20 protein-coding genes, 2 rRNA genes and 1 pseudogene are annotated in these 20,801 nt (G+C 28.2%); 9 read left to right on the top strand and 14 right to left on the bottom strand.

What is annotated here, in order from left to right; genetic code table 4:
* Positions 1 to 408 precede the first annotated feature (408 nt).
* From ACJA29_RS01385 to dnaX, 13 genes are all read right to left on the bottom strand, one after another.
* Positions 409 to 1,548 carry an Abi family protein gene (locus ACJA29_RS01385; protein WP_406602835.1) on the bottom strand — a complete coding sequence of 380 codons (1,140 nt, stop codon included), beginning with the start codon at positions 1,546 to 1,548 and terminating at the stop codon, positions 409 to 411.
* Positions 1,549 to 1,703: 155 nt separating this feature from the next.
* Positions 1,704 to 1,865, bottom strand: coding sequence for a hypothetical protein (locus tag ACJA29_RS01380; protein WP_406602834.1), 162 nt, complete (start codon positions 1,863 to 1,865; stop codon positions 1,704 to 1,706).
* A gap of 120 nt (positions 1,866 to 1,985) precedes the next feature.
* Positions 1,986 to 4,870: ribosomal RNA gene (locus ACJA29_RS01375) — 23S ribosomal RNA — on the bottom strand.
* Positions 4,871 to 5,196: 326 nt separating this feature from the next.
* Positions 5,197 to 6,713, bottom strand: a 16S ribosomal RNA gene (locus ACJA29_RS01370).
* Together the 16S and 23S rRNA genes form the textbook arrangement of a ribosomal RNA operon.
* A gap of 226 nt (positions 6,714 to 6,939) precedes the next feature.
* Entirely contained in the window at positions 6,940 to 7,755 is an 816-nt protein-coding gene (locus ACJA29_RS01365; protein WP_406602833.1) for a TIGR00282 family metallophosphoesterase, read from the bottom strand.
* A 34-nt stretch (positions 7,756 to 7,789) separates the two neighbouring features.
* A complete protein-coding gene (gene recA / locus ACJA29_RS01360; RefSeq protein WP_406602832.1) occupies positions 7,790 to 8,788 on the bottom strand; it encodes a recombinase RecA in 999 nt (332 codons plus the stop codon).
* A 478-nt stretch (positions 8,789 to 9,266) separates the two neighbouring features.
* Positions 9,267 to 9,626 carry a 50S ribosomal protein L20 gene (rplT, locus tag ACJA29_RS01355; protein ID WP_406602831.1) on the bottom strand — a complete coding sequence of 120 codons (360 nt, stop codon included), beginning with the start codon at positions 9,624 to 9,626 and terminating at the stop codon, positions 9,267 to 9,269.
* 16 nt (positions 9,627 to 9,642) lie between these two features.
* Positions 9,643 to 9,831: a 50S ribosomal protein L35 gene (gene rpmI, locus ACJA29_RS01350; protein ID WP_406602830.1), complete on the bottom strand. Its 189-nt coding sequence runs from the start codon at positions 9,829 to 9,831 to the stop codon at positions 9,643 to 9,645.
* A gap of 3 nt (positions 9,832 to 9,834) precedes the next feature.
* Positions 9,835 to 10,422 (bottom strand): translation initiation factor IF-3, encoded by a 588-nt coding sequence (gene infC / locus ACJA29_RS01345; protein ID WP_406602968.1) that lies wholly within the window; start codon positions 10,420 to 10,422, stop codon positions 9,835 to 9,837.
* Between the two features lie 150 nt (positions 10,423 to 10,572).
* Positions 10,573 to 11,205, bottom strand: a complete 633-nt coding sequence (tmk, locus tag ACJA29_RS01340) for a dTMP kinase (protein WP_406602829.1) — start codon at positions 11,203 to 11,205, stop codon at positions 10,573 to 10,575.
* A complete protein-coding gene (locus ACJA29_RS01335) occupies positions 11,205 to 11,798 on the bottom strand; it encodes a hypothetical protein (protein WP_406602828.1) in 594 nt (197 codons plus the stop codon). Before ACJA29_RS01335 ends, tmk begins: the two co-directional genes overlap by 1 nt.
* Positions 11,798 to 12,085, bottom strand: a complete 288-nt coding sequence (locus tag ACJA29_RS01330) for a YbaB/EbfC family nucleoid-associated protein (protein ID WP_406602827.1) — start codon at positions 12,083 to 12,085, stop codon at positions 11,798 to 11,800. Before ACJA29_RS01330 ends, ACJA29_RS01335 begins: the two co-directional genes overlap by 1 nt.
* An 11-nt stretch (positions 12,086 to 12,096) precedes the next feature.
* Positions 12,097 to 14,328 carry a DNA polymerase III subunit gamma/tau gene (gene dnaX, locus ACJA29_RS01325; RefSeq protein WP_406602826.1) on the bottom strand — a complete coding sequence of 744 codons (2,232 nt, stop codon included), beginning with the start codon at positions 14,326 to 14,328 and terminating at the stop codon, positions 12,097 to 12,099.
* 73 nt (positions 14,329 to 14,401) lie between these two features.
* On the opposite strand from dnaX, the gene asnS reads away from it, so the two are divergent.
* The 8 genes from asnS (at position 14,402) to ACJA29_RS01285 (ending at position 20,194) form a co-directional block, all read left to right on the top strand.
* Positions 14,402 to 15,745: an asparagine--tRNA ligase gene (gene asnS / locus ACJA29_RS01320; RefSeq protein ID WP_406602825.1), complete on the top strand. Its 1,344-nt coding sequence runs from the start codon at positions 14,402 to 14,404 to the stop codon at positions 15,743 to 15,745.
* Between the two features lie 100 nt (positions 15,746 to 15,845).
* Entirely contained in the window at positions 15,846 to 16,124 is a 279-nt protein-coding gene (locus ACJA29_RS01315; RefSeq protein WP_406602824.1) for a hypothetical protein, read from the top strand.
* A 92-nt stretch (positions 16,125 to 16,216) separates the two neighbouring features.
* A complete protein-coding gene (locus tag ACJA29_RS01310; protein ID WP_406602823.1) occupies positions 16,217 to 16,645 on the top strand; it encodes a hypothetical protein in 429 nt (142 codons plus the stop codon).
* A gap of 91 nt (positions 16,646 to 16,736) precedes the next feature.
* Positions 16,737 to 17,102, top strand: a complete 366-nt coding sequence (locus tag ACJA29_RS01305; protein WP_406602822.1) for a hypothetical protein — start codon at positions 16,737 to 16,739, stop codon at positions 17,100 to 17,102.
* A gap of 91 nt (positions 17,103 to 17,193) precedes the next feature.
* Positions 17,194 to 17,601, top strand: a complete 408-nt coding sequence (locus ACJA29_RS01300) for a hypothetical protein (protein ID WP_406602821.1) — start codon at positions 17,194 to 17,196, stop codon at positions 17,599 to 17,601.
* 119 nt (positions 17,602 to 17,720) lie between these two features.
* The gene (locus ACJA29_RS01295) at positions 17,721 to 18,005 is read left to right on the top strand and encodes a hypothetical protein (protein WP_406602820.1); all 285 of its coding nucleotides are present in this window, start codon (positions 17,721 to 17,723) and stop codon (positions 18,003 to 18,005) included.
* 296 nt (positions 18,006 to 18,301) lie between these two features.
* Positions 18,302 to 19,990 carry a CotH kinase family protein gene (locus ACJA29_RS01290; RefSeq protein WP_406602819.1) on the top strand — a complete coding sequence of 563 codons (1,689 nt, stop codon included), beginning with the start codon at positions 18,302 to 18,304 and terminating at the stop codon, positions 19,988 to 19,990.
* Positions 19,991 to 20,029: 39 nt separating this feature from the next.
* Positions 20,030 to 20,194 (top strand): hypothetical protein, encoded by a 165-nt coding sequence (locus ACJA29_RS01285; RefSeq protein WP_406602818.1) that lies wholly within the window; start codon positions 20,030 to 20,032, stop codon positions 20,192 to 20,194.
* 24 nt (positions 20,195 to 20,218) lie between these two features.
* Here the strand turns inward: ACJA29_RS01285 and ACJA29_RS01280 are convergent.
* A pseudogene (locus ACJA29_RS01280) lies at positions 20,219 to 20,524 on the bottom strand (ATP-binding cassette domain-containing protein); the annotation flags it as partial.
* Between the two features lie 115 nt (positions 20,525 to 20,639).
* Between ACJA29_RS01280 and ACJA29_RS01275 the strand changes: the two are divergent.
* Entirely contained in the window at positions 20,640 to 20,798 is a 159-nt protein-coding gene (locus ACJA29_RS01275; protein ID WP_406602817.1) for a hypothetical protein, read from the top strand.
* Positions 20,799 to 20,801: the final 3 nt, after the last annotated feature.

The following is a 20,801-nucleotide window of genomic DNA, read 5'->3' as shown; positions in this document are numbered from 1 at the left end:
AATTCTTTTTTTAATCTTTTTTCTTGTCTTTTCTTAGCATCTATTCTTTTTTGTTTTTTACTATTTATTCTTGACATATGATCACCTTAAAAATCTTTAATATTTTTAATATTAAATATATCATAAAAAGAGTGTAAATTTTATTAAATCGTCCTATAATTTGCTATTTTTATCTAAATTATTCCTTTGTTAAGTTATATTCAATAAAATAACTAGCATTTCTTTTATTTCTTCATATATTTTTTAATTTGTATATTTCTTTGTACTGATGCAAAATTTTGGAAATAAAATTGGAGAGTAAAGGTCTCATTAATAAATATCTTTTGTTGCTTGATCAAATTTTAAAAGCAGTTGTAGCATTATTAAAGTCTTATTCAAGGATTTTAATTTGATTGAATAAGATTATTATTAAGATTTCTTGATCTTAATTCTAGATTCATCTTCAATAATATCTAAAACTAATTGTGAAAATTCTTCTTGTTTTTCCTTGGTTGTTCTATTAATTTTATTTTGAAAAGATTCATTAATTTCTTTAAGAATATAGCCTTTAATACCAATAATTAATTCAATAATTTGAATTGCTTCATTTAATCTAATATCACTTATAAATTCTTCTTGAATTTCAAAATAAGATGATAAATTATTTATTATCTCTTTTTGGTTTTCTTGATCTAAATAATATTTAAATTTTATTAAACAACCATTGTGCATTAAAATATTTCTTAAATCTGATAATATTTGAATTAATGTTTTAAATGATTCACTTTTTAATTTATGATGTTTGTTTGCCGGTTTAAAATTATTACAAAATTCCTTAATCACATCATTTTGTAATGATAAAGATAAATAAGAAAAAATTCTAATTAGTTGGGAAAAAGTTAAAATTTGAAATAAAGAAAAAATATCTAAATATTCTCAATCTTGTTTAGTTTTTATCGAGCGATTTCTTGCTTGACTATCAATTAAAGATTTAAGTTTACCATTTTTAATTAAATCTTTAATTTCTTGTTCTTCTGATTCTTTATTTTTTCTAATAACATCTCTTGAATCAAAATTTTTGTTATTAAAATTTTTAAATAAATCATCATATAAATTAGAAATATTATCTTTATTTTGCTTTTTGTTATTTGAAATATTTTGATCTAAATTAGGAAATATATTCTCAAAATCTTCTAAACTTAATGCAGCTAAATAAGGACATTTGGCTTTTTTATTTATTTCCCTTGCTATTACTTTTAAAATAGATGAGTTTAATAAAAATTCCACACTTCTAAAATATTTAAATATAACTATACTATTATTACGATCAATATCAAATAAATATCTTAAATTATTTGAAGTAAATTCTTTTTTAAAAATCTTGTAATTATTATCTTGATACATAAGTGGATTAGAATATTGTTTTACAAAAGCAAAATAACCATAATGTTTTAAATAATCTTTAAAAATCTCTTTTGCTTCTGCATTTACAAAAACTAATTTTTTATTATTTTCTAAATCATTAATTAATTCATCATTATTTTTGTATTGTCTTATAGATTGAATCATAATAGGAATTATATTATTTTTAGCATTCTTTATTTACAATTTATATTTAATAAAAAATATTTTGAAAAACATAACATTATCTATTAATGTTGTTTCTTTAAATGAATTTATATCTAAAGTTTCTTTTGAATCAGCTTGTAATTGTAAATATGCTGTTAAAACAAAATCATCTTCATTGCTGAATTTATAAATGATCTAAAAGATATAATCGAAGAATCTTGAGTAATCACAGCTAATTTAATTAAATCAAAATCAACTTCATCTAATGCTTTGGCTTTAAATGCATCTAAATCAAAAAAGACTTGTACCTGTTTCATGTGATCAAAAATCATTAGTAATAAAAAAACAATTCTTAATAAATTGTTTACTTCTATTTATTTAGAAAATATAATTCTCTCAAAACTGAATAGTAATTAATCAAATTTAACTTCTTTGAAATTTTTAAACCGATCGATTTATTAGTAATGGTCAGCTGAATGTATCACTACACTTACACTTCCATCCTATCAACCTCGTAGTCTACAAGGAATCTCAAGGGAATACTCATCTCTGAGGAGGCTTCCCGCTTAGATGCTTTCAGCGGTTATCCTTTCCGTACTTAGCTACCCAGCTATGCTTCTGGCGAAACAACTGGAGCACCAGTGGTACGTCCACTCCGGTCCTCTCGTACTAAGAGCAGCTCTCATCAATATTCCAACGCCCACATCAGATAGGGACCGAACTGTCTCACGACGTTCTGAACCCAGCTCGCGTACCGCTTTAATTGGCGAACAGCCAAACCCTTGGAACCGACTTCAGCTCCAGGATGCGATGAGCCGACATCGAGGTAGCAAACCTTCCCGTCGATGTGATCTCTTGGGGAAGATAACTCTGTTATCCCCAGGGTAACTTTTATCCGTTGAGCGACAACCATTCCACAATGAATTGCCGGATCACTAAGTCCTGCTTTCGCACCTGCTCGACATGTACGTCTCACAGTCAACCACACTTATACCTTTACGCTCTACATATGGTTTCTGACCATATTGAGTGTAGCTTTGAACGCCTCCGTTACTCTTTAGGAGGCGACCGCCCCAGTCAAACTACCCATCACGCACTGTCCTCCTACCAGATATATGGCAGTAAGTTAGAAAATCATTGTAACAAGGGTGGTATTTCAAGGTTGATTCCTTGAAGACTGGCGTCTCCAGATCAATATCTCCCACCTATCCTACACATGTTAAAACAATTTTCAATACGAAACTATAGTAAAGCTCCATGGGGTCTTTTCGTCTTGATGCGGGTACCCAGCGCTTTCCCTGGGACCATAATTTCACCGAGTCTAGTGTTGAGACAGTAGAGAGATTATTACGCCTTTCGTGCAGGTCGGTAATTAGCCGACAAGGAATTTCGCTACCTTAGGACCGTTATAGTTACGGCCGCCGTTCACCCGGGCTTCATATCAAAGCTTCGCAATGCTAACAAATCAACTTAACCTTCGGGCACTGGGCAGGCGTCACCACCTATACATCGTCTTGCGACTTAGCAGATAGCTGTGTTTTTGATAAACAGTTACCCCCCTCAATTCGCTGCGGCTTACATAGTAAGCATCCCTTCTTCCTAAGTTACGGGATCATTTTGCAGAGTTCCTTAACACTAGTTTTCTCGCTCGCCTTAGAATACTCATCTTGGGGACGTGTGTCCGTTCTCGGTACGGGTTCCCTTAAATTAACACTAGAAGCTTTTCTTGGAAGATTAACTCATGTAATTCATTACTTGCCGAAACTTTCACTATGCATCATAACTTGTGTTAACATCGTGCGGATTTGCCTACACAATCACTTTGTTATTTACACCACAATCCAGTAAGTGGTCTACACTATCACTCTTCGTCACTCCATCATTTTAAAGGTTTAGTACAGGAATATTAACCTGTTTTCCATCGATTACGCTTTTCAGCCTCACCTTAGGCCCCGACTAACCCTGGGTGGACGAACCTTGCCCAGGAAACCTTCCCCAATAGGCGTCAAGGATTCTCACCTTGAATCGTTACTCATACCGGCATTCTCACTTCTAAGTACTCCATCAGTCCTCACGGTCTAACTTCATCGCGCTTAGAACGCTCCTCTAACGTACTTGCGTACCCGTAGCTTCGGTACTATGTTTAGTCCCGTTATATTATTGGCGCAAGATCTCTTGACTAGTGAGCTATTACGCACTCTTTAAAAGATGGCTGCTTCTAAGCCAACTTCCTAGTTGTTTATGAAATCTCACAACCTTTCTCACTTAACATAGTTTTGGGACCTTAGCTGACGATCTGGGTTGTTTCCCTCGCGAACATGGAACTTATCTCCCACATTCCGACTGCATAAATATACACTATGGTATTCGGAGTTTGATTGTAGTCAGTACAGCTAGGCGCTGCCATTCCACATTCAGTGCTCTACCCCCATAACTTAAATTTACACGCTAGCCCTAAAGCTATTTCGAGGAGAACCAGCTATCTCCAGGTTCGATTGGAATTTCACCGCTATCCACAAATCATCCGGGCACTTTTTAGCGTACTACGGTTCGGCCCTCCACTTAGTTTTACCTAAGCTTCAACCTGTTCATGGATAGATCACCTGGTTTCGGGTGTATGTCAACATACTAAGCGCCCTATTAAGACTCGATTTCTCTTCGGCTCCGCTTTTTTCCACTTAACCTTGCATGTTAACATAACTCGCCGGTCCATACTGCAAGATGTGCGCTATCACTCATTAACGAGCTCTAACTACTTGTAAGCAAATGGTTTCAGAATCTATTTCACTCCCCTCCCGGGGTTCTTTTCACCTTTCCCTCACGGTACTTGTTCACTATCGGTGTATGGATAGTATTTAGCCTTACCGGGTGGTCCCGGCAGATTCAGACAGGGTTTCACGTGCCCCGCCCTACTCAGGATACATTCAAGAGATTATTGCATTTCAAATACAGGACTTTCACCTTCTATGGTCAAGCTTCCCAACTTGTTCTTCTATACAATAATTTTGTAACTCTATGTAGAATGTCCTACAACCCCAGTAAACTGGTTTGGGCTCTTCCGCTTTCGCTCGCCACTACTAACAGAATCATTATTTATTTTCTCTTCCTGATGTTACTAAGATGTTTCAGTTCACATCGTGTCTCCCTATAAAGCTATGAATTCACTTTATAGTAACTGGTTATTACTCCAGTTGGGTTCCCCCATTCGGAAATCTCCGCTTCATAGTTTATGTCCAACTCAGCGAAGCTTATCGCAGGTTATCACGTCCTTCATCGACTTCCATACCCAAGGCATCCACCAAAAGCTCTTTATTATTTAAAAATTTACTTGCCTATTGTGTTTATTAATAAGATTGGTATCTAATTTGATTGATCAAAAAATAAAATCTATTTTTTGGACTCGGCAACAATTATCATCAATTTTAATTTATTTTAAAATGACTCATGTTGCGTTGTTTATTTTACTATTCAGTTTTCAAAGAACTATATTTTTGAGAGTAGAACTCTCAAAACTGGTTACAAGATTGTAATTTCTTACATAAAGACCATATATTTTAAAAATATAAAAATATAAATATCCAAAATGGATTAAAAAATTAATTAATTAATTCATTACTGTAAAAACAATAATGCCTTTGTACTCCGTAGAAAGGAGGTGATCCATCCCCACGTTCTCGTAGGGATACCTTGTTACGACTTCACCCCAATCATCGATCCTACCTTAGACAACCGTCTCCGAGGTTAACTAGCCGTCTTTGGGTATTATCAACTCTCATGGTGTGACGGGCGGTGTGTACAAGACCCGAGAACGTATTCACCGTAGCGTAGCTGATCTACGATTACTAGCGATTCCGACTTCATGAAGTCGAGTTGCAGACTTCAATCCGAACTGAGATTGGTTTTTTGAGATTTGCTCCATGTCACCATATTGCTTCTCTTTGTACCAACCATTGTAGCACGTGTGTTGCCCCACTCGTAAGAGGCATGATGGTTTGACGTCGTCCTCACCTTCCTCCTGGTTACCCAGGCAGTTTCTCTAGAGTCCTCAACTAAATGTTAGTAACTAAAGACAAGGGTTGCGCTCGTTGCTGGACTTAACCAAACACCTCACGGCACGAGCTGACGACAACCATGCACCATCTGTCATTCTGTTAACCTCCACTATATCTCTATAGCTTTGCAGAAGATGTCAAGAGTGGGTAAGGTTCTACGCGTAACATCAAATTAAACCACATGCTCCACCGCTTGTGCGGGTCCCCGTCAATTCCTTTAAGTTTCACTCTTGCGAGCATACTACTCAGGCGGATCATTTAATGCGTTAGCTGCGTCACTAAGTTCCCTAGCGACTAATGATCATCGTTTACGGCGTGGACTACCAGGGTATCTAATCCTGTTTGCTCCCCACGCTTTCGTTCTTGAGCGTCAGTGTATATCCAGTAAACTGCCTTCGCCGTTGGTGTTCTTCCTAATATCTACGCATTCCACCGCTTCACTAAGAATTCCGTTTACCTCTATATAACTCTAGTTAACCAGTATCCAGAGCGGACTGAGGTTGAGCCTCAGGCTTTAACTCTAGACTTGATAAACCGCCTACAAACTCTTTACGCCCAATAATTCCGGATAACGCTTGTGACCTATGTATTACCGCGGCTGCTGGCACATAGTTAGCCGTCACTTTCTAATAAGGTACCGTCAAGATTTAATCATTTCCTATTAAATTTTTTCTTCCCTTACAACAGCAGTTTACAATCCGAAGACCTTCATCCTGCACGCTGTGTCGCTCCGTCAAGCTTTCGCTCATTGCGGAAAATTCCCTACTGCTGCCTCCCGTAGGAGTCTGGGCCGTATCTCAGTCCCAGTGTGGCCGATCAACTTCTCAGTCCGGCTACATATCATTGCCTTGGTAGGCCATTACCCTACCAACTAGCTAATATGCCGCACCCCCATCTTTTAGTGAGGCAAACGCCCCTTTTATAAAAAAATCATGCGATCTCAATACGTATTCGGTATTAGCTATTGTTTCCAACAGTTATCCCAATCTAAAAGGTAGGTTAGGTACGTGTTACTCACCCATTCGCTGCTAGGCCATAAAGACCTCGCTCAACATGCATGTATTAGGCACACAGCAAGCGTTCATCCTGAGCCAGGATCAAACTCTCGAAAAAAATTGACATATATGGTTTCTCTTATAACCAGTTTTCAAAGAACTACTACCTAACCATTAGAAAACACATTCAATAAAATGGTTTTTTATTAACTTTTATTAGTATTAATAAAATGAGTTAGGTTCCCCTATTTTATACTAAAAAAAATATTTTTTTAAAAAAAAATAAAAATTTTTTTAAATTATTTATTTATTAGTGTTTTTTCTAGAAATTATTAGTGTTTTTTCTAGAAATTTAAGGGTTTTATAGTAGGTTTTTCTTTTTTACTTAATGTTAAAATAACAGCATTAAGCTTTGATTTATTTGTTGAAGGTTTAAATGGATTTTTGCTATTAAATCTCATTTTTTCATAAACTTCTTCAAAATTTGCTCCAATTGCCGAATTTTCAGGCCCAGTCATACCTACATCTGAAATAAATAATAGATCATTAGGTAATTTTTGGGCATCATTAGTTTGAACATGAGTGTGAGTTCCAAGTACAGCAGACACTTTTTTAGGGTGATATTGATCTAAATATAAAGCAAAAACATTTTTTTCACTAGTTGTTTCAGCATGAAAATCAATAATATGATAGTCTGAATCATCATTTTTGATAATTTCATCAATTGCATCGAAAAAATTATTAGCTTTTGATTGTTTTCAAGGATTATTAAGTTCATTAAATGTAATTCCTAGCAAAGAAGTAACTCTTAGTTTTAAATTATTTTTTAAATAAAAAACATTTGTACCAACTCCTGGATACTCATCATTAACATTATAAGGTCTTAAAATATCACCATTATCAATAATTGTTGTAACAGAATTTTTAGCAAAAGCATGGTTTCCTAATGTAAAAGCATTAATTCCTAATGCTTTTAAGTGTAAATAATCTTTTGGTTCTAATCCTTTTCTCCCTGAAACATTTTCAGATTGAGCAATTACAAAGTCAATTTTTTCTTGTTCAATGAATTTTGGCAATACTTCTTCAATTTTTTGAATTCCTGATTGACCGAAAATATCACCAATAAACAATATTTTCAATTCTGTTAAATCTTTATTCATAAATTTAATTATAAATAAAGACTATTTTTATTATTTAATTATTTTTATTTAAGATGTTTTGAACTTTATTGAATATAGCTTCATATAGTTCTTTAGAAGATTCTAAAATTAGTTTCAAATTATTCTTACCTTGAGCAATATTTTGACCCTCGTAAGCATATCAAGAACCCCTTTTTTCAATAATTTTGTTTTCTTCAGCTAATTCAATAATTTCTGAAATTTTTGAAATTCCTTTTGCAAAAATAATCTCTGTAGTAGCAGATTTAAATGGGGCTGCTAATTTATTTTTAACGACTTTTAATTTAATAACATTTCCCACAATATCATCTCCAGATCCAATTGAAGATACTTTTCTTACATCAATTCTAATTGAAGCATAGAATTTTAAAGCTCTTCCGCCAGAAGTAGTTTCAGGTGAACCAAAAATGATGCCAACTTTTTCTCTTACTTGATTAATAAAAATAATTGTTGTTTTATTTTTATTTAAACTACCTGTGATTTTTCTTAATGCTTTTGACATTAATCTAGCTTGAGCACCAATGGTTTGATCTTTCATTTCTCCTTGTAATTCAACTTCAGGCACTAAAGCAGCTACAGAATCTACTACAATTAAATCTATTTTTCCAGTTTTTACTAATAAATCTACTATTTCTAACGCTTGTTCACCACTATCTGGTTGAGAAAGAATTAAATTGTCAATATTAACACCTAAGTTTTTTGCATAGTTAGGATCTATAGAATGTTCTGCATCAATAAAAGCTGCAATTCCTCCTTCTTTTTGAATTTCAGCAATTGCATGCAAAGCAATTGTTGTTTTTCCAGAAGATTCTGGACCAAAAATTTCAATTACTCTTCCACGAGGTAATCCGTTAATACCTAAAATATGATCTAAAGCAATAGAACCTGAAGAAAAAGTAGAAACTTCTATTTTTTCATTATCTCCTAAAAGCATAATAGCTTCTTTACCAAATCTTTTTTCAATAATTTGAAATGTTGATTTTATTTCAATATTTTTTTTGATGTCATTACTCATTGTTAAAATTATCCTTTTTTGTATTTTAATTATTGTTAAATTCCATTTAAATTATTAATATAAAGTTAATATCTAAATAGATAAAAGTATAAAATCACAGTTGAGTTTCATTAATTATATCATAAAAAGATAAAAAAAATAAGCATTTAGCTTATCTTCAGATTTTATTGAATGATTTTAAATACAATCTTTAAATTTAAACATAATAAATAGAATAGAAATTATTTATTATTAGGAAATAAAAAAGATTAAACAAAAAAAAGAAAATACAAACGATAAAGACAATATAAAACAACAAAACAAATAAAGCAATCAAAAAAAGTATTAAATTATTAAAATTATTAAATTCTTAAGATTGTATTTAAAATAAATTGTTTAATATTCAATAAAAAATTGAAAAACAATTTTCATTGGAAAGTTAATTTATTACTTTCCTATAAGTATTCTACTATATATTTTATTATTTTAATAATAATTTTTATTTAGTAGCTAAACTTTTTTGTACTTGATCTACAATTTTTTGAAATACATCAGGATTTTGAATAGCTAATTCTGAAAGCATTTTTCTATTAATTTCAATATTTGCTTTCTTTAAACCATTAATAAATCTTGAATATGTTAAACCATTATTTCTAACAGCTGCATTAATTCTAGCAATTCATAATTTTCTAAAATTTCTTTTAACTTGCTTTCTATCTCTAAAAGCATATGTTCAAGATTTTACAACTTGTTGTTTAGCAACTTTAAAACCAATTGATTTGTGACCTCAATATCCTTTAGCTAATTTTAATCATTTTTTTCTTCTACGATGAGTTACAATTCCACCTTTTACCCTCATATAAACACCCCTTTAATTAAAACATTCCTTTAAATCTTTTTAAATCAGATGGATGCATTAATTCTGATTTTCTTGATTGTCTTTTTTGTTTTGTAGTTTTATTTTGAGCTAAATGTGAACGAAAAGCTTGAGATCTTTTTACTTTACCAGTTCCAGTTACTTTAATTCTTTTTACTAAAGCACTTTTTGTTTTCATTTTTGGCATAAACTATTTCTCCTCTTGTTGATTTTGATTTTTTTCTTTATTATTTTTGTTATACTGAATCATTTTTTTCTTATCTTGTTGTAAAAACATATCTAAAAATTTACCATTTAAAATTGGCTCTTTAGCAATGAAAGCAATATCTTCAACTTCATGATAAAACTTCATTAATGTTTCATGTCCAAATTCAGGTCTTTGAATTTCTCTTCCTTTGAACTTTAAAGATACTTTTACAATATCCCCATCTAAAATAAATTCACGAGCTTTTTTGGCTTTAGTTTTTATGTCATTATCTCCAATAAAAGCTGTTAATCTAATTTGATGTGTTTCAATTCTTGATTGCTTTGATTTTTCTTCTTTTTTTCTTTTGCTTCTTAAATATTTAAATTTACCATAATCTAAAATCTTAGCAATTGGTTTAGGATCAACTGAAATTAAAACTAAATCCATTTTCATTTCAGCTGATTTTTGTAAAGCTTCACTTCTAGTTAAAACACCTATTTGCTCTCCCTCTGGTCCAATAACAAATAATTTAGGATGAGGAATATTTTCATTAACAAGATGTTCACTAGCTGGTTTTTTACGCTTATTAATATTAGAGTTGTTTTGTTGAATAATATACTCCTTGATAACAAAATTATAAAAAATGAAAGTAAATATTTTTTGTTGTAGCTAAACCCAAAGTAATAACAATCAGGTGAGAAAAAATTCTACTTTCTGCAACATTTAAATTGCTCTTTCATTTTAACATAAAAAATTAATTATTTTTTTAAATTCTTCTAGAACTTTGTTAAATACAACATCAGGATCTTTAGTAGCATCGATTACAATATATCTTTTTTGATATTTTTGAGCTAAATAATCATATGCTTCAATAGTGTTTTTAAAAAATATTTCGTTTTCTTGATCTAAACGATCTAAATTTTTGTTATTTTTTTTCATTCTTTTTTGAGCTGTTTCAAAATCGATTGCAAAATAGAAAGTAAAGTCCGGCATAAAATTATCAAGAATTTTTAAATTTAATTGCTCTACAAAATCAATGCCCAATTTTCTACCACCACCTTGATAAGCAAATGAAGAATCAAAAAAACGGTCAGACAAAACAATTTTGCAATTTTTTATAGCTGGTTTAATTAATTGATCAACATGCATTTTCCGAGAAGCTAAATATAGAAGCATTTCAGTCATACTATCAATATGATTTTCTTTATTTAAAAGAAGTTTTCTAATTTCTTCACATTCTTTTAAGTTATATCCACCAGGTTCTCTAGTAAAGACAAATTTTTCCCAATCTAGATTATTTTTAATAAAATGTTTTAATTTTTCAATACAGGTTGATTTACCACTACCATCTATTCCTTCAAATGTAATAAACATTATTTAATATCCTTTCTATTTTTTATAGCATAAGACATTGTTAATTGATCAATATAATCAATTGAAGCACCAAAAGGAATACCAATTGATAATTGGCTCACTTTAATATGAGGAACATTTTTGTTAATTTCATTTAAAAGGTAATTAGTTGTTAATATTCCTTGTTGATTAGGACTAATGCCAATAATTATTTCTTTAAATTGATTAAGATAATCAAAAAAAAATGATCAATCAAATGCAACTTGTTTTTGAACTAATTTTTCATTAAATAATTGAGGAAATAAATAATATTTTCCATGATATATTTTTCATTTTTCATATTGAAAAATTTGATCAACATTTTCAATAATTAAAAGTTGTTTATCCCGATCAGAAGATAAACAAATGTTACATAATTTATCATTTGTGTAATAAGAACAAAGAGTGCATTTTTTTATTTTTTTTAAATAATCAAAAATTAATGCACTATTTTTTTCTAAATTTTCAATATTTTGGTCAATTAAATATTTGGTAATTTTTTGAGCTTGTTTATTTGATATTGATGGAATTTTTTTAATAATATCAACAAGATAATCAAACTCCAAAGGTAACATTAAAACATTCCTTTTCCAATTGAACTTGTTATTGCTTTTCTTTTATCACTAATTTCTGCTAATGCTTCATTAAAAATAATAATAATCATATCTTGTAAGGTTTCTTTATCTTCTGGATCAATAAGAGCTTCATTAATATCTATTGATTGAATTCGCAAAGCTCCTGAAATAATTAATTTAATTCCTTGTTTTTCATATGTAAAAATTTGTTCATCAAAAGCTTTTTCTTTTTTATCTAACTCTTGTTTCATTTTATTTGCTTGTTGTAACATTTTGCTAATATCCATGATTAACTCCTTTATTCTTTTTTACGAGAAAACAAATTACCAAATATCATCTTTGATTTTGATTCGACATCATTTAATAAATGATCATTTTTATTTTGCACACTCATTGAATGATCAATAGCTTCTAGTGGAACAGCAGGAGGTGTTTGTTTATTTTTTTTCAATTCACTAAATAGTTCTTTAGATAAATTGTAATCATCTTTTTTAATTGCAAAAAAATGGATATTATTACCAAAATATTTGCTAATAAATTCTTTGAATTTTAATTCATTACATTTGCTGTTAATATCTTCAATAACTCAATCTTCTTTTGATGATACTAAAATATAATCATTAGATGAAGAAACGAATCTTACTTCTTTAATTAAAACAGAATAAACATCATATTCTTCTGTTGCATCACAACTTGCTTTTTCTAGTTTTTTCTTAAAAATTTCAAATGTGTCTTTTTTTGCTAATAAAAATAAATTAATAATATTTTGTTTTGATAAATTAGTAGCTTGATTTAATGGAGTTGCATTTGTTTTTTTATCATTTTGATTAAAATTAAATTCTTTTGTTTCTGTTTCGCTATCATTAATACTTTTGTTATTGTTTAAATTTTGAGTTTCATTTTGATTTTTATTTGGATAAAACTCATTAGTATCAAAAATTTGTTTATTTGTATCATAACCTCTTAGTAATGATTCATTAATTTCTTGAGCTGAACCATCTTTTTCATGAGAAATATTTAGTAATTCAGTAGTTTGATCAATAATATTTTCATTAGTAGAATCTTCATTTAAATTTAATAGTGAAGTATCTAAATCTTCTTGATAATCATTTAATTTTTTCTCTATTGTATGATTAATGCTTTTATTAAGAATTGATGTCGAAGAAGTATTATCAGAAATATCTTGGAAAGCATCAGCAATTTTTTGATTTGAAAAATCTGCCAAAATTGTTTTTGTTTCATGTTCTTTATTAGGCAAGACAACATTAGGAATGATTTGTTCATTTGTTTCTAATGGAGTGGTATTTTTTAATTGATCTAAATTAGGTGAAGCAAAATATTCATCTGTAATATCACGATATTGACTAGTTGAAAAATCAACATTCGCTTTTTTTGCTTTAATTTCTAATTGGTTGGTTGTTGTAGAAGTTGCTAATAGATCTTTTTTCTCAACATCAATACTTGATCCTTCAAATGAGCAAATTTTAATAATTGCTAATTGGAATAATTGTTGAGGAATATCAGAATATTTAATATTTTCTAATAACTCAATTAAAACATCTAAAACTTTATAAACAATTTCTGGTTTTAAAATAATTGAATTTAAAATTTTAGGATCTTTTAATTCTACTAAATGAACATTATTAGTATTTTGATATACTAAATAATCTTTTAAAAGATTAATTAATGAAACAATAAATTTATTAATATCAATGCCATTATCTACTAATAAATCAAAATATTCTAATGATTTAGCAATAGATTTTTGAGCCAGTAAATTAATCAAATGGATTTGAGATTCTATAGTACTTAAACCAAAAATATCGATGATATTTTGAAAAGTTATTTGAGAATTGGAATATGCATTAATTTGATCAGCAATTGATAAAGCATCCCTTAAAGAACCATTTGCCAAACTAGCAATCATTTCTACTGATTCATTATCATATGAAATATGTTCTTGATCAAAAACAAATCTTAATTGTTTCTCAATAATGTGTTTATTAATTCTTTTAAAATTATATTTTTGCACACGAGATAAAATAGTATCTGGAATCTTATCAGGATCTGTTGTAGCCAAAATAAAAATTACATGCTTTGGCGGCTCTTCTAAAGTCATTAACAAAGCATTAAAAGCACCTTTGGATAGCATGTGAACTTCATCAATGATATAAATTTTATATGGACTATTTGTTGGGGCAAATTCTATTTGTTCTCTAATTGCCCGCACATCATTAACACTATTATTAGAAGCTGCATCTATTTCAATAATATCTAAAGATTTATTAACATTTTCTTTACATCTTGTACAAATATCTTCTTTATTATTAGCATGAATGCAATTAATTGCATTTGCAAAAATCTTAGCAATAGAGGTTTTCCCTGTTCCTCTAGGACCTGAAAATAAATATCCATGGAAAATTTTATCCATTTTAATTAAATTAACTAAAGTTTTCACAATATGATCTTGCCCAACAACTTCATCAAAACTTGTTGGTCTATATGTCCGATAAAAAGCTTTATAATTCATAATTTTTTATTTTATCATTTAATATAATGTTTATATTAAATAATAAGTATTTTTTTCTTATAAGGAGATAAAAATGGAAATAGTTTTTAAAAATATCATGGAAATATGTCAGGATAATCAAGAAATTGAAGTAAAAGGTTGAATTAGTTCTAATCGGGGAAATAACAAAATTAGATTCATTAGCTTAAATGATGGTTCAACTGTTGACAATTTACAAATTGTTTTAAGCAATGAACAATTTAATTTAGAAGAAGTTGCTAAATGAAAAATCGGTTCAGCTATTATTGTAAAGGGTCAATTTAAATTAACTCCTCAAGCACCTCAACCTTGTGAAATCAAAGCAGTTGAAGCTCAAAATATTAGGCCAACAGATGATGATTATCCAATTCAAAGACAAGAAATCAATTTAGAAACTTTAAGAGAAATACCTCATGTTAGACATCGTACTAATTATTTAAGATCTATTATGTTAATTCGTTCAACATTAGCTCAAGAAATTCATAAATTTTTTGAAAAAAAAGATTTTATATATGTACATACTCCTATTATTACTTCAAATGATGGTGAAGGAGCTGGAGAACAATTTATTGTTGATGATGAAAATAAAGAGCCATTTTTTTCAAAAAAAGCTACATTAGCAGTTACTGGACAATTGCATGGTGAAGCTTATGCTACAGGTTTTAGCAAAATTTATACATTTGGACCAACATTTAGAGCTGAAAAATCTAATACCAAAAGACATGCTGCTGAATTTTGAATGATTGAACCCGAAGTTGCTTTTTATAATTTAAATCAGATTATTCAACTAGCAAATGATCTTTTAAAAAATGTAATTAAAAATACTATAAAAAAACATCCAAAAGAATTTCAGTTTTTAGATGAAAAATCTAATCACACATTAATAAAACAATTAGATCATTTTTTAAATTCAGAATTACAAATTATTGAATATCAAAAAGCAATTGAAATATTGCAAAAAGCAGACGTTCAATTTGAAGATAATAATATCCATTTTGGTTTAGATTTAGCAACTGAACATGAAAAATATTTAACTGATGTTTATTTTAAAGCTCCTGTTGCTATTATTAATTATCCAAAAGAATTTAAAGCATTTTATATGTACTTAAATGATGATGGAAAAACTGTGGCGGCTTTTGATTTATTAGTACCTGGAGTTGGTGAATTAATAGGAGGTTCTCAAAGAGAAGCTGATTGTCATAAGTTAATAGAAAGAATGAAATATTACAATATCTCTGAACAAGATATGAAATGATACTTAGACTTAAGAAAATTTGGAGATGCAGGTTCAGCTGGATTTGGAATTGGATTTGAAAGACTTGTTATGTATGTAACAGGTGTAGAAAATATTAGAGATGCTATTCCATTCCCAAGAACTTTTGGTAATCTAAAAATGTAATAATTTGATATAATATTTATTGTTAAAAATCTTTTGATTCATGAATCTAAAAATTTAATATATTAATTTTTATTTTATTTAATATTAAGGGAGGAATTTTATGAAATTCAAAGCATTTTATCCAATGTCTTTAGAAGAACAAAAAACAATAAGTGCAGGTTTTGGGATTAGTGAAATAGTGCCATCAGTTATTTCAGGAATATCTTCAGTTGCTAATATTGCAGATGATATTTCAGATACAATCATCAAAAATAAAATTATTGCTAAAATGGATGAAGTTAAAAAAGGCGAAATCGAATTAGGCAAAGATGGTCAAATCAGATTAAAATGAGATTCTGTCTATGATGATTATAGTTCAATACCAAAAATTATTTTTTAATGATTATTGAATTATTTAAAATTAAAATCTGTATAAAAATAAAAGCATTTTTACATTTTGTAAAAGTGTTTTAAATTTTAATTAACAAATTTATGACAAAAAAGAAAAATTATATAACTAATATTCAAGAAGGCTTTATTCGTAAAACAACTTTAAATGATTTTTTTACTAGATCCCAATCTTATGAGATAAAATTAATTAAAATTGATCATGCATCTGGTCAATATGAAGGTACATTCAAGGGAAAAATAAAACAAATGAGTTATTCTAGAAATTTTGAAGATAAAGTATTAGAGTTTATGAAAGATATGAATGAATTTGTGAAAGAACAAAAAGAGTTTAATAATTCAGTAGTTGATTTTATGAAAGAACAAAAAGAGTTTAATAATTCAGTAGTTGATTTTATGAAAGAACAAAAGGAATTTAACCAAAAAGTTGATCAAAGATTAAGTATTCTTGAAAAAGATATGAAAGAAATTAAATCTTTACCTACAATTAAAGATGAACTAAAAAACAAATAATAATAATTTATTTTTACCAAATTGTAATCACAATCGCAAAAAAGCATTTTTACATTTTGTGAAAGTGTTTTAAATTTTAATTAACCAATTTATGACAAAAAAGAAAAATTATATAACTAATATTCAAGAAGGCTTTATTCGTAAAACAACTTTAAATGATTTTTTTACTAGATCCCAATCTTATGAGATAAAATTAATTAAAATTGATCATGCATCTGGTCAATATGAAGGTACATTCAAGGGAAAAATGAAACAAATGAGTTATTCTAAAAATTTTGAAGATAAAGTATTAGAGTTTATGAAAGATATGAATGAATTTGTGAAAGAGCAAAAGGAATTCAACCATAAAGTTGATCAAAGACTACATAAAGTTGATCAAAGATTAAGTATTCTTGAAAAAGATATGAAAGAAATTAAATCTTTACCTACAATTAAACATGAACTAAAAAACAAATAATAATAATTTATTTTTACCAAATTGTAATCACAATCGCAAAAAAGCATTTTTACATTTTGTAAAAGTGTTTTAAATTTTAATTAACAAATTTATGACAAAAAAGAAAAATTATATAACTAATATTCAAGAAGGCTTTATTCGTAAAACAACTTTAAATGATTTTTTTGCTAGATCCCAATCTTATGAGATAAAATTAATTAAAATTGATCATGCATCTGGTCAATATGAAGGTACATTCAAGGGAAAAATGAAACAAATGAGTTATTCTAAAAATTTTGAAGATAAAGTATTAGAGTTTATGTCAGATGTGACTGAATTTATAAAAGAACAAAAAGAGTTTAATGAAGAACAAAAAGAATTTAATAATTCAGTAGTTGATTTTATGAAAGAACAAAAGGAATTCAATCAAAAAGTTGATCAAAGATTAAGTATTCTTGAAAAAGATATGAAAGAAATTAAATCTTTACCTACAATTAAACATGAACTAAAAAACAAATAATAATTTATTTTTCCCAAATTGTAATCACAATCGCAACACCAATAATTATTAAAATTATTAAAGGTTGGGGTTGTGATTTTTTTATATAAAAAATCCTTCCAACCAGAAAAGGCGAAAGGATGTCTAAAAAACTAAATAGATTATCTCATAATGAACGCTTTTTGATTGATATTTTATTTAATCAAGAAAGAAAAACTAGAATGGTCTTTATTGAAAAAATTAAAACTAAAGATCCTATGAAATTGAATTCGAAAGTTTATCAATTAATAAAAAGAAATAATTTATATGTGAAATCAATTACTATCGATAATGGAATTGAATTTTCAAAAATCGATTTACCAGCTAAATGAATAAAATGTCATGTTTATTTTTGTGAACCATATACTTCTTATCAAAGAGGATAGAACGAACATGTAAATGGTATTATTAGAAGATTTTGAAAAAAAGGAACAGATTTTTCACAATTATCATGTAGCGACATTTTAGATACTCAAAATAAAATTAACAAAATTCCAAGAGGAATTTTTAATTGAAAATCTAGTTTAGATTTATTCAAAAAAGCAATTTAATAAAAATAAAAATCAATATTAAAAAATAGAGATTCATTAACTTAATTAAAAAATAGAGATTCATTAAATTATAAAGTTATAGGTAATTTAAATAGAATAAACAATAATTTTTTGTTAGTATTTTAAATATTATGAAAAGAAAATTTAATCAAAATAAATTAGTTGATCTCTTATGTGTTTCTTCTATATTGTTAACTCCATTTGTAATTACTTCTTGTTCAAGTGCAACTCAAGATGTTAATCCAGGAGAAAACCCAGATACACCTCCTATTGATCAACCAATTACTCCTCCTGCTGAAGAACCTATTAATATATATAGTTATGATCCGCATATATATAAAAAAATGCCTGTAATAAGAATTAATACAGTAGATTGTACTAATTTTGCAGAAGAACATAAAGATACATATGTTTATCATACAGATCCATCAGGTGTAGGTTGATATCAATTTCAAAAACAAGAATTTGATTATCATGATGCAACTATTTCATTAGAAAATTTTGATGAAAATTCCAAAATAGAAGATTTATCTGCTCAAGTGAAAATTAGAGGTAATACAACAACAGCTTATGACAAGAAACCATTGAAAATTAAATTCACTGAAAAACAATCAATGTTTCATTTAAACCATGATTATTCATCAAAAGATTGAGTTCTTCTAGCTAATTGACGTGATGTTTCAATGTTAAGAAATAATTTAGGATTATATCTAGGTCAAATTTTATATAAAAACACCGGATTATATGGAAGTGATTTTGTTAATGTAGAAGTTTATATTAATAACGAATATTGAGGAGTCTATTTATTATGTGAACAAAATGAAATTGCTTCAGGTAGAGTAGATATTGATGAAGCTTCAACTGATTATAAAGGTACAGATATTGGGTATTTACTAGAATTTGATTGTTATTCAAAATATGAACCAACTTTAAATCAAATAACAATTAATTACAATAATCAAGCTCCTTTATCTCCTGATGAAAATCCTAATAAAAACATTTTTGTTACTGTTTCTACATATGAATATTCTATTAAGAGCAAAATTTACACAGAAGAACAAAGAAAATTTATTCAAAATTATTTAGAGAATATCTATCGAATTTGTTATAAAGCCATTATTAATAAAGAATGTTGAGAATTTAATGAAGAAAAAACTGGTATTGTCTTATCAAAAACAGTTACAGATCCTGAAATTGCATTGGAAAATGTATTAGATATTGATTCCGCAGCATCTGTTCTTATTTTGCAAGAAATAGCTTGTGATCGGGATGTTGATCAATCTAGTTTTTTTATGAGTATTGATTGCAGCAAAACAGGAGATGGTAAACTAAAATTTCAAGCTCCATGAGATTTTGATATGGCATTTGGAATTGTTAAACCTTATGAAGATGCTAATACTAATAATTTATATGCAGCTAATTCTAATAATCCATGATTAGTTTTATTATATAAATCAAACAAAATTAAAGAAAAAATCAAAGAAAAATGATTGGGTATGAATGAAAATAAAGTTTTAGAAAAAATGCTAAAATATATTGATACTATATCAGATTTATATGTAGATAATTATCAAAGAAACTACGAAAAATGACATAATATAGGCCCTTATATTGAAGAAAAAATCCTCCAATTTAAACATGAAAATAATAAAAATTTAAATGAAACATGTAGTTGGGATGATTGCTATTATATTTTAGTACCCGAAGGTTCATGAAAATGTACAACTCAAAAAGAAGCAACTGTCTTTCTAAAAAAATGATTAACAAATAGATTTAAAGTGCTAGATTCATTTTGATTAACAACAACTGCTAATAAATAAAATATTTAATAATTCATTTTTTCTTTAAATTCATACAAGTTGTCTCTAAATATAAATGAAGAATTACTATTAATTTCTAGAATAACATTAGCTTCTTTAATTAAAACTCTATTATATGTTGTAAAAATTGCAACGGATTGATATCTATTTATAGCTTCTATTACTGCATCAATGCTTTCTGAATCTAAATGATCTAAAGGTTAATCAAAAATAATTACATTAGAACCTCTTAGCATCATTTTCAGCATTCCATCCACCTAATTGACCGAATAATTCTTCTAGATCAGCTGCCCTAGAATAATCTTTTTCATCTAAATTAGGATTCATATATATAGCATCTTTTTCTTCTTTTATTTTACTTAATACTTCATTACCTTTAATAACCAAATCTGTAACAATATAATCATTATATTTAAAGTGATCTTGCTCCAAAGTAGATATTCTTTGATTTTTATCAACATAAACTTCCCCTGAAGTAGGTTCAATTTCACCTGATAATATTTTCAAAAATGTAGATTTACCAGCTCCATTAGCATGAGATAAAATTAATTAAAATTGATCATGCATCTGGTCAATATGAAGGTACATTCAAGGGAAAAATAAAACAAATAGTTATTCTAAAAATTTCGAAGATAAAGTATTAGAGTTTATGAAAGATATGAATGAATTTGTGAAAGAACAAAAAAAGTTTAATAGAGAACAAAAGGAATTCAATCAAAAAGTTGATCAAAGATTAAGTATTCTTGAAAAAGATATGAAAGAAATTAAATCTTTACCTACAATTAAGTATGAACTAAAAAACAAATAATAA

It is taken from the genome of Metamycoplasma sualvi (assembly GCF_045276925.1).
GTDB lineage: Bacteria > Bacillota_I > Bacilli_A > Mycoplasmatales > Metamycoplasmataceae > UBA710.
The sequence above is the reverse complement of the archived record's forward strand: the minus strand, read 5'-3'. Positions and strand labels throughout refer to the sequence as shown.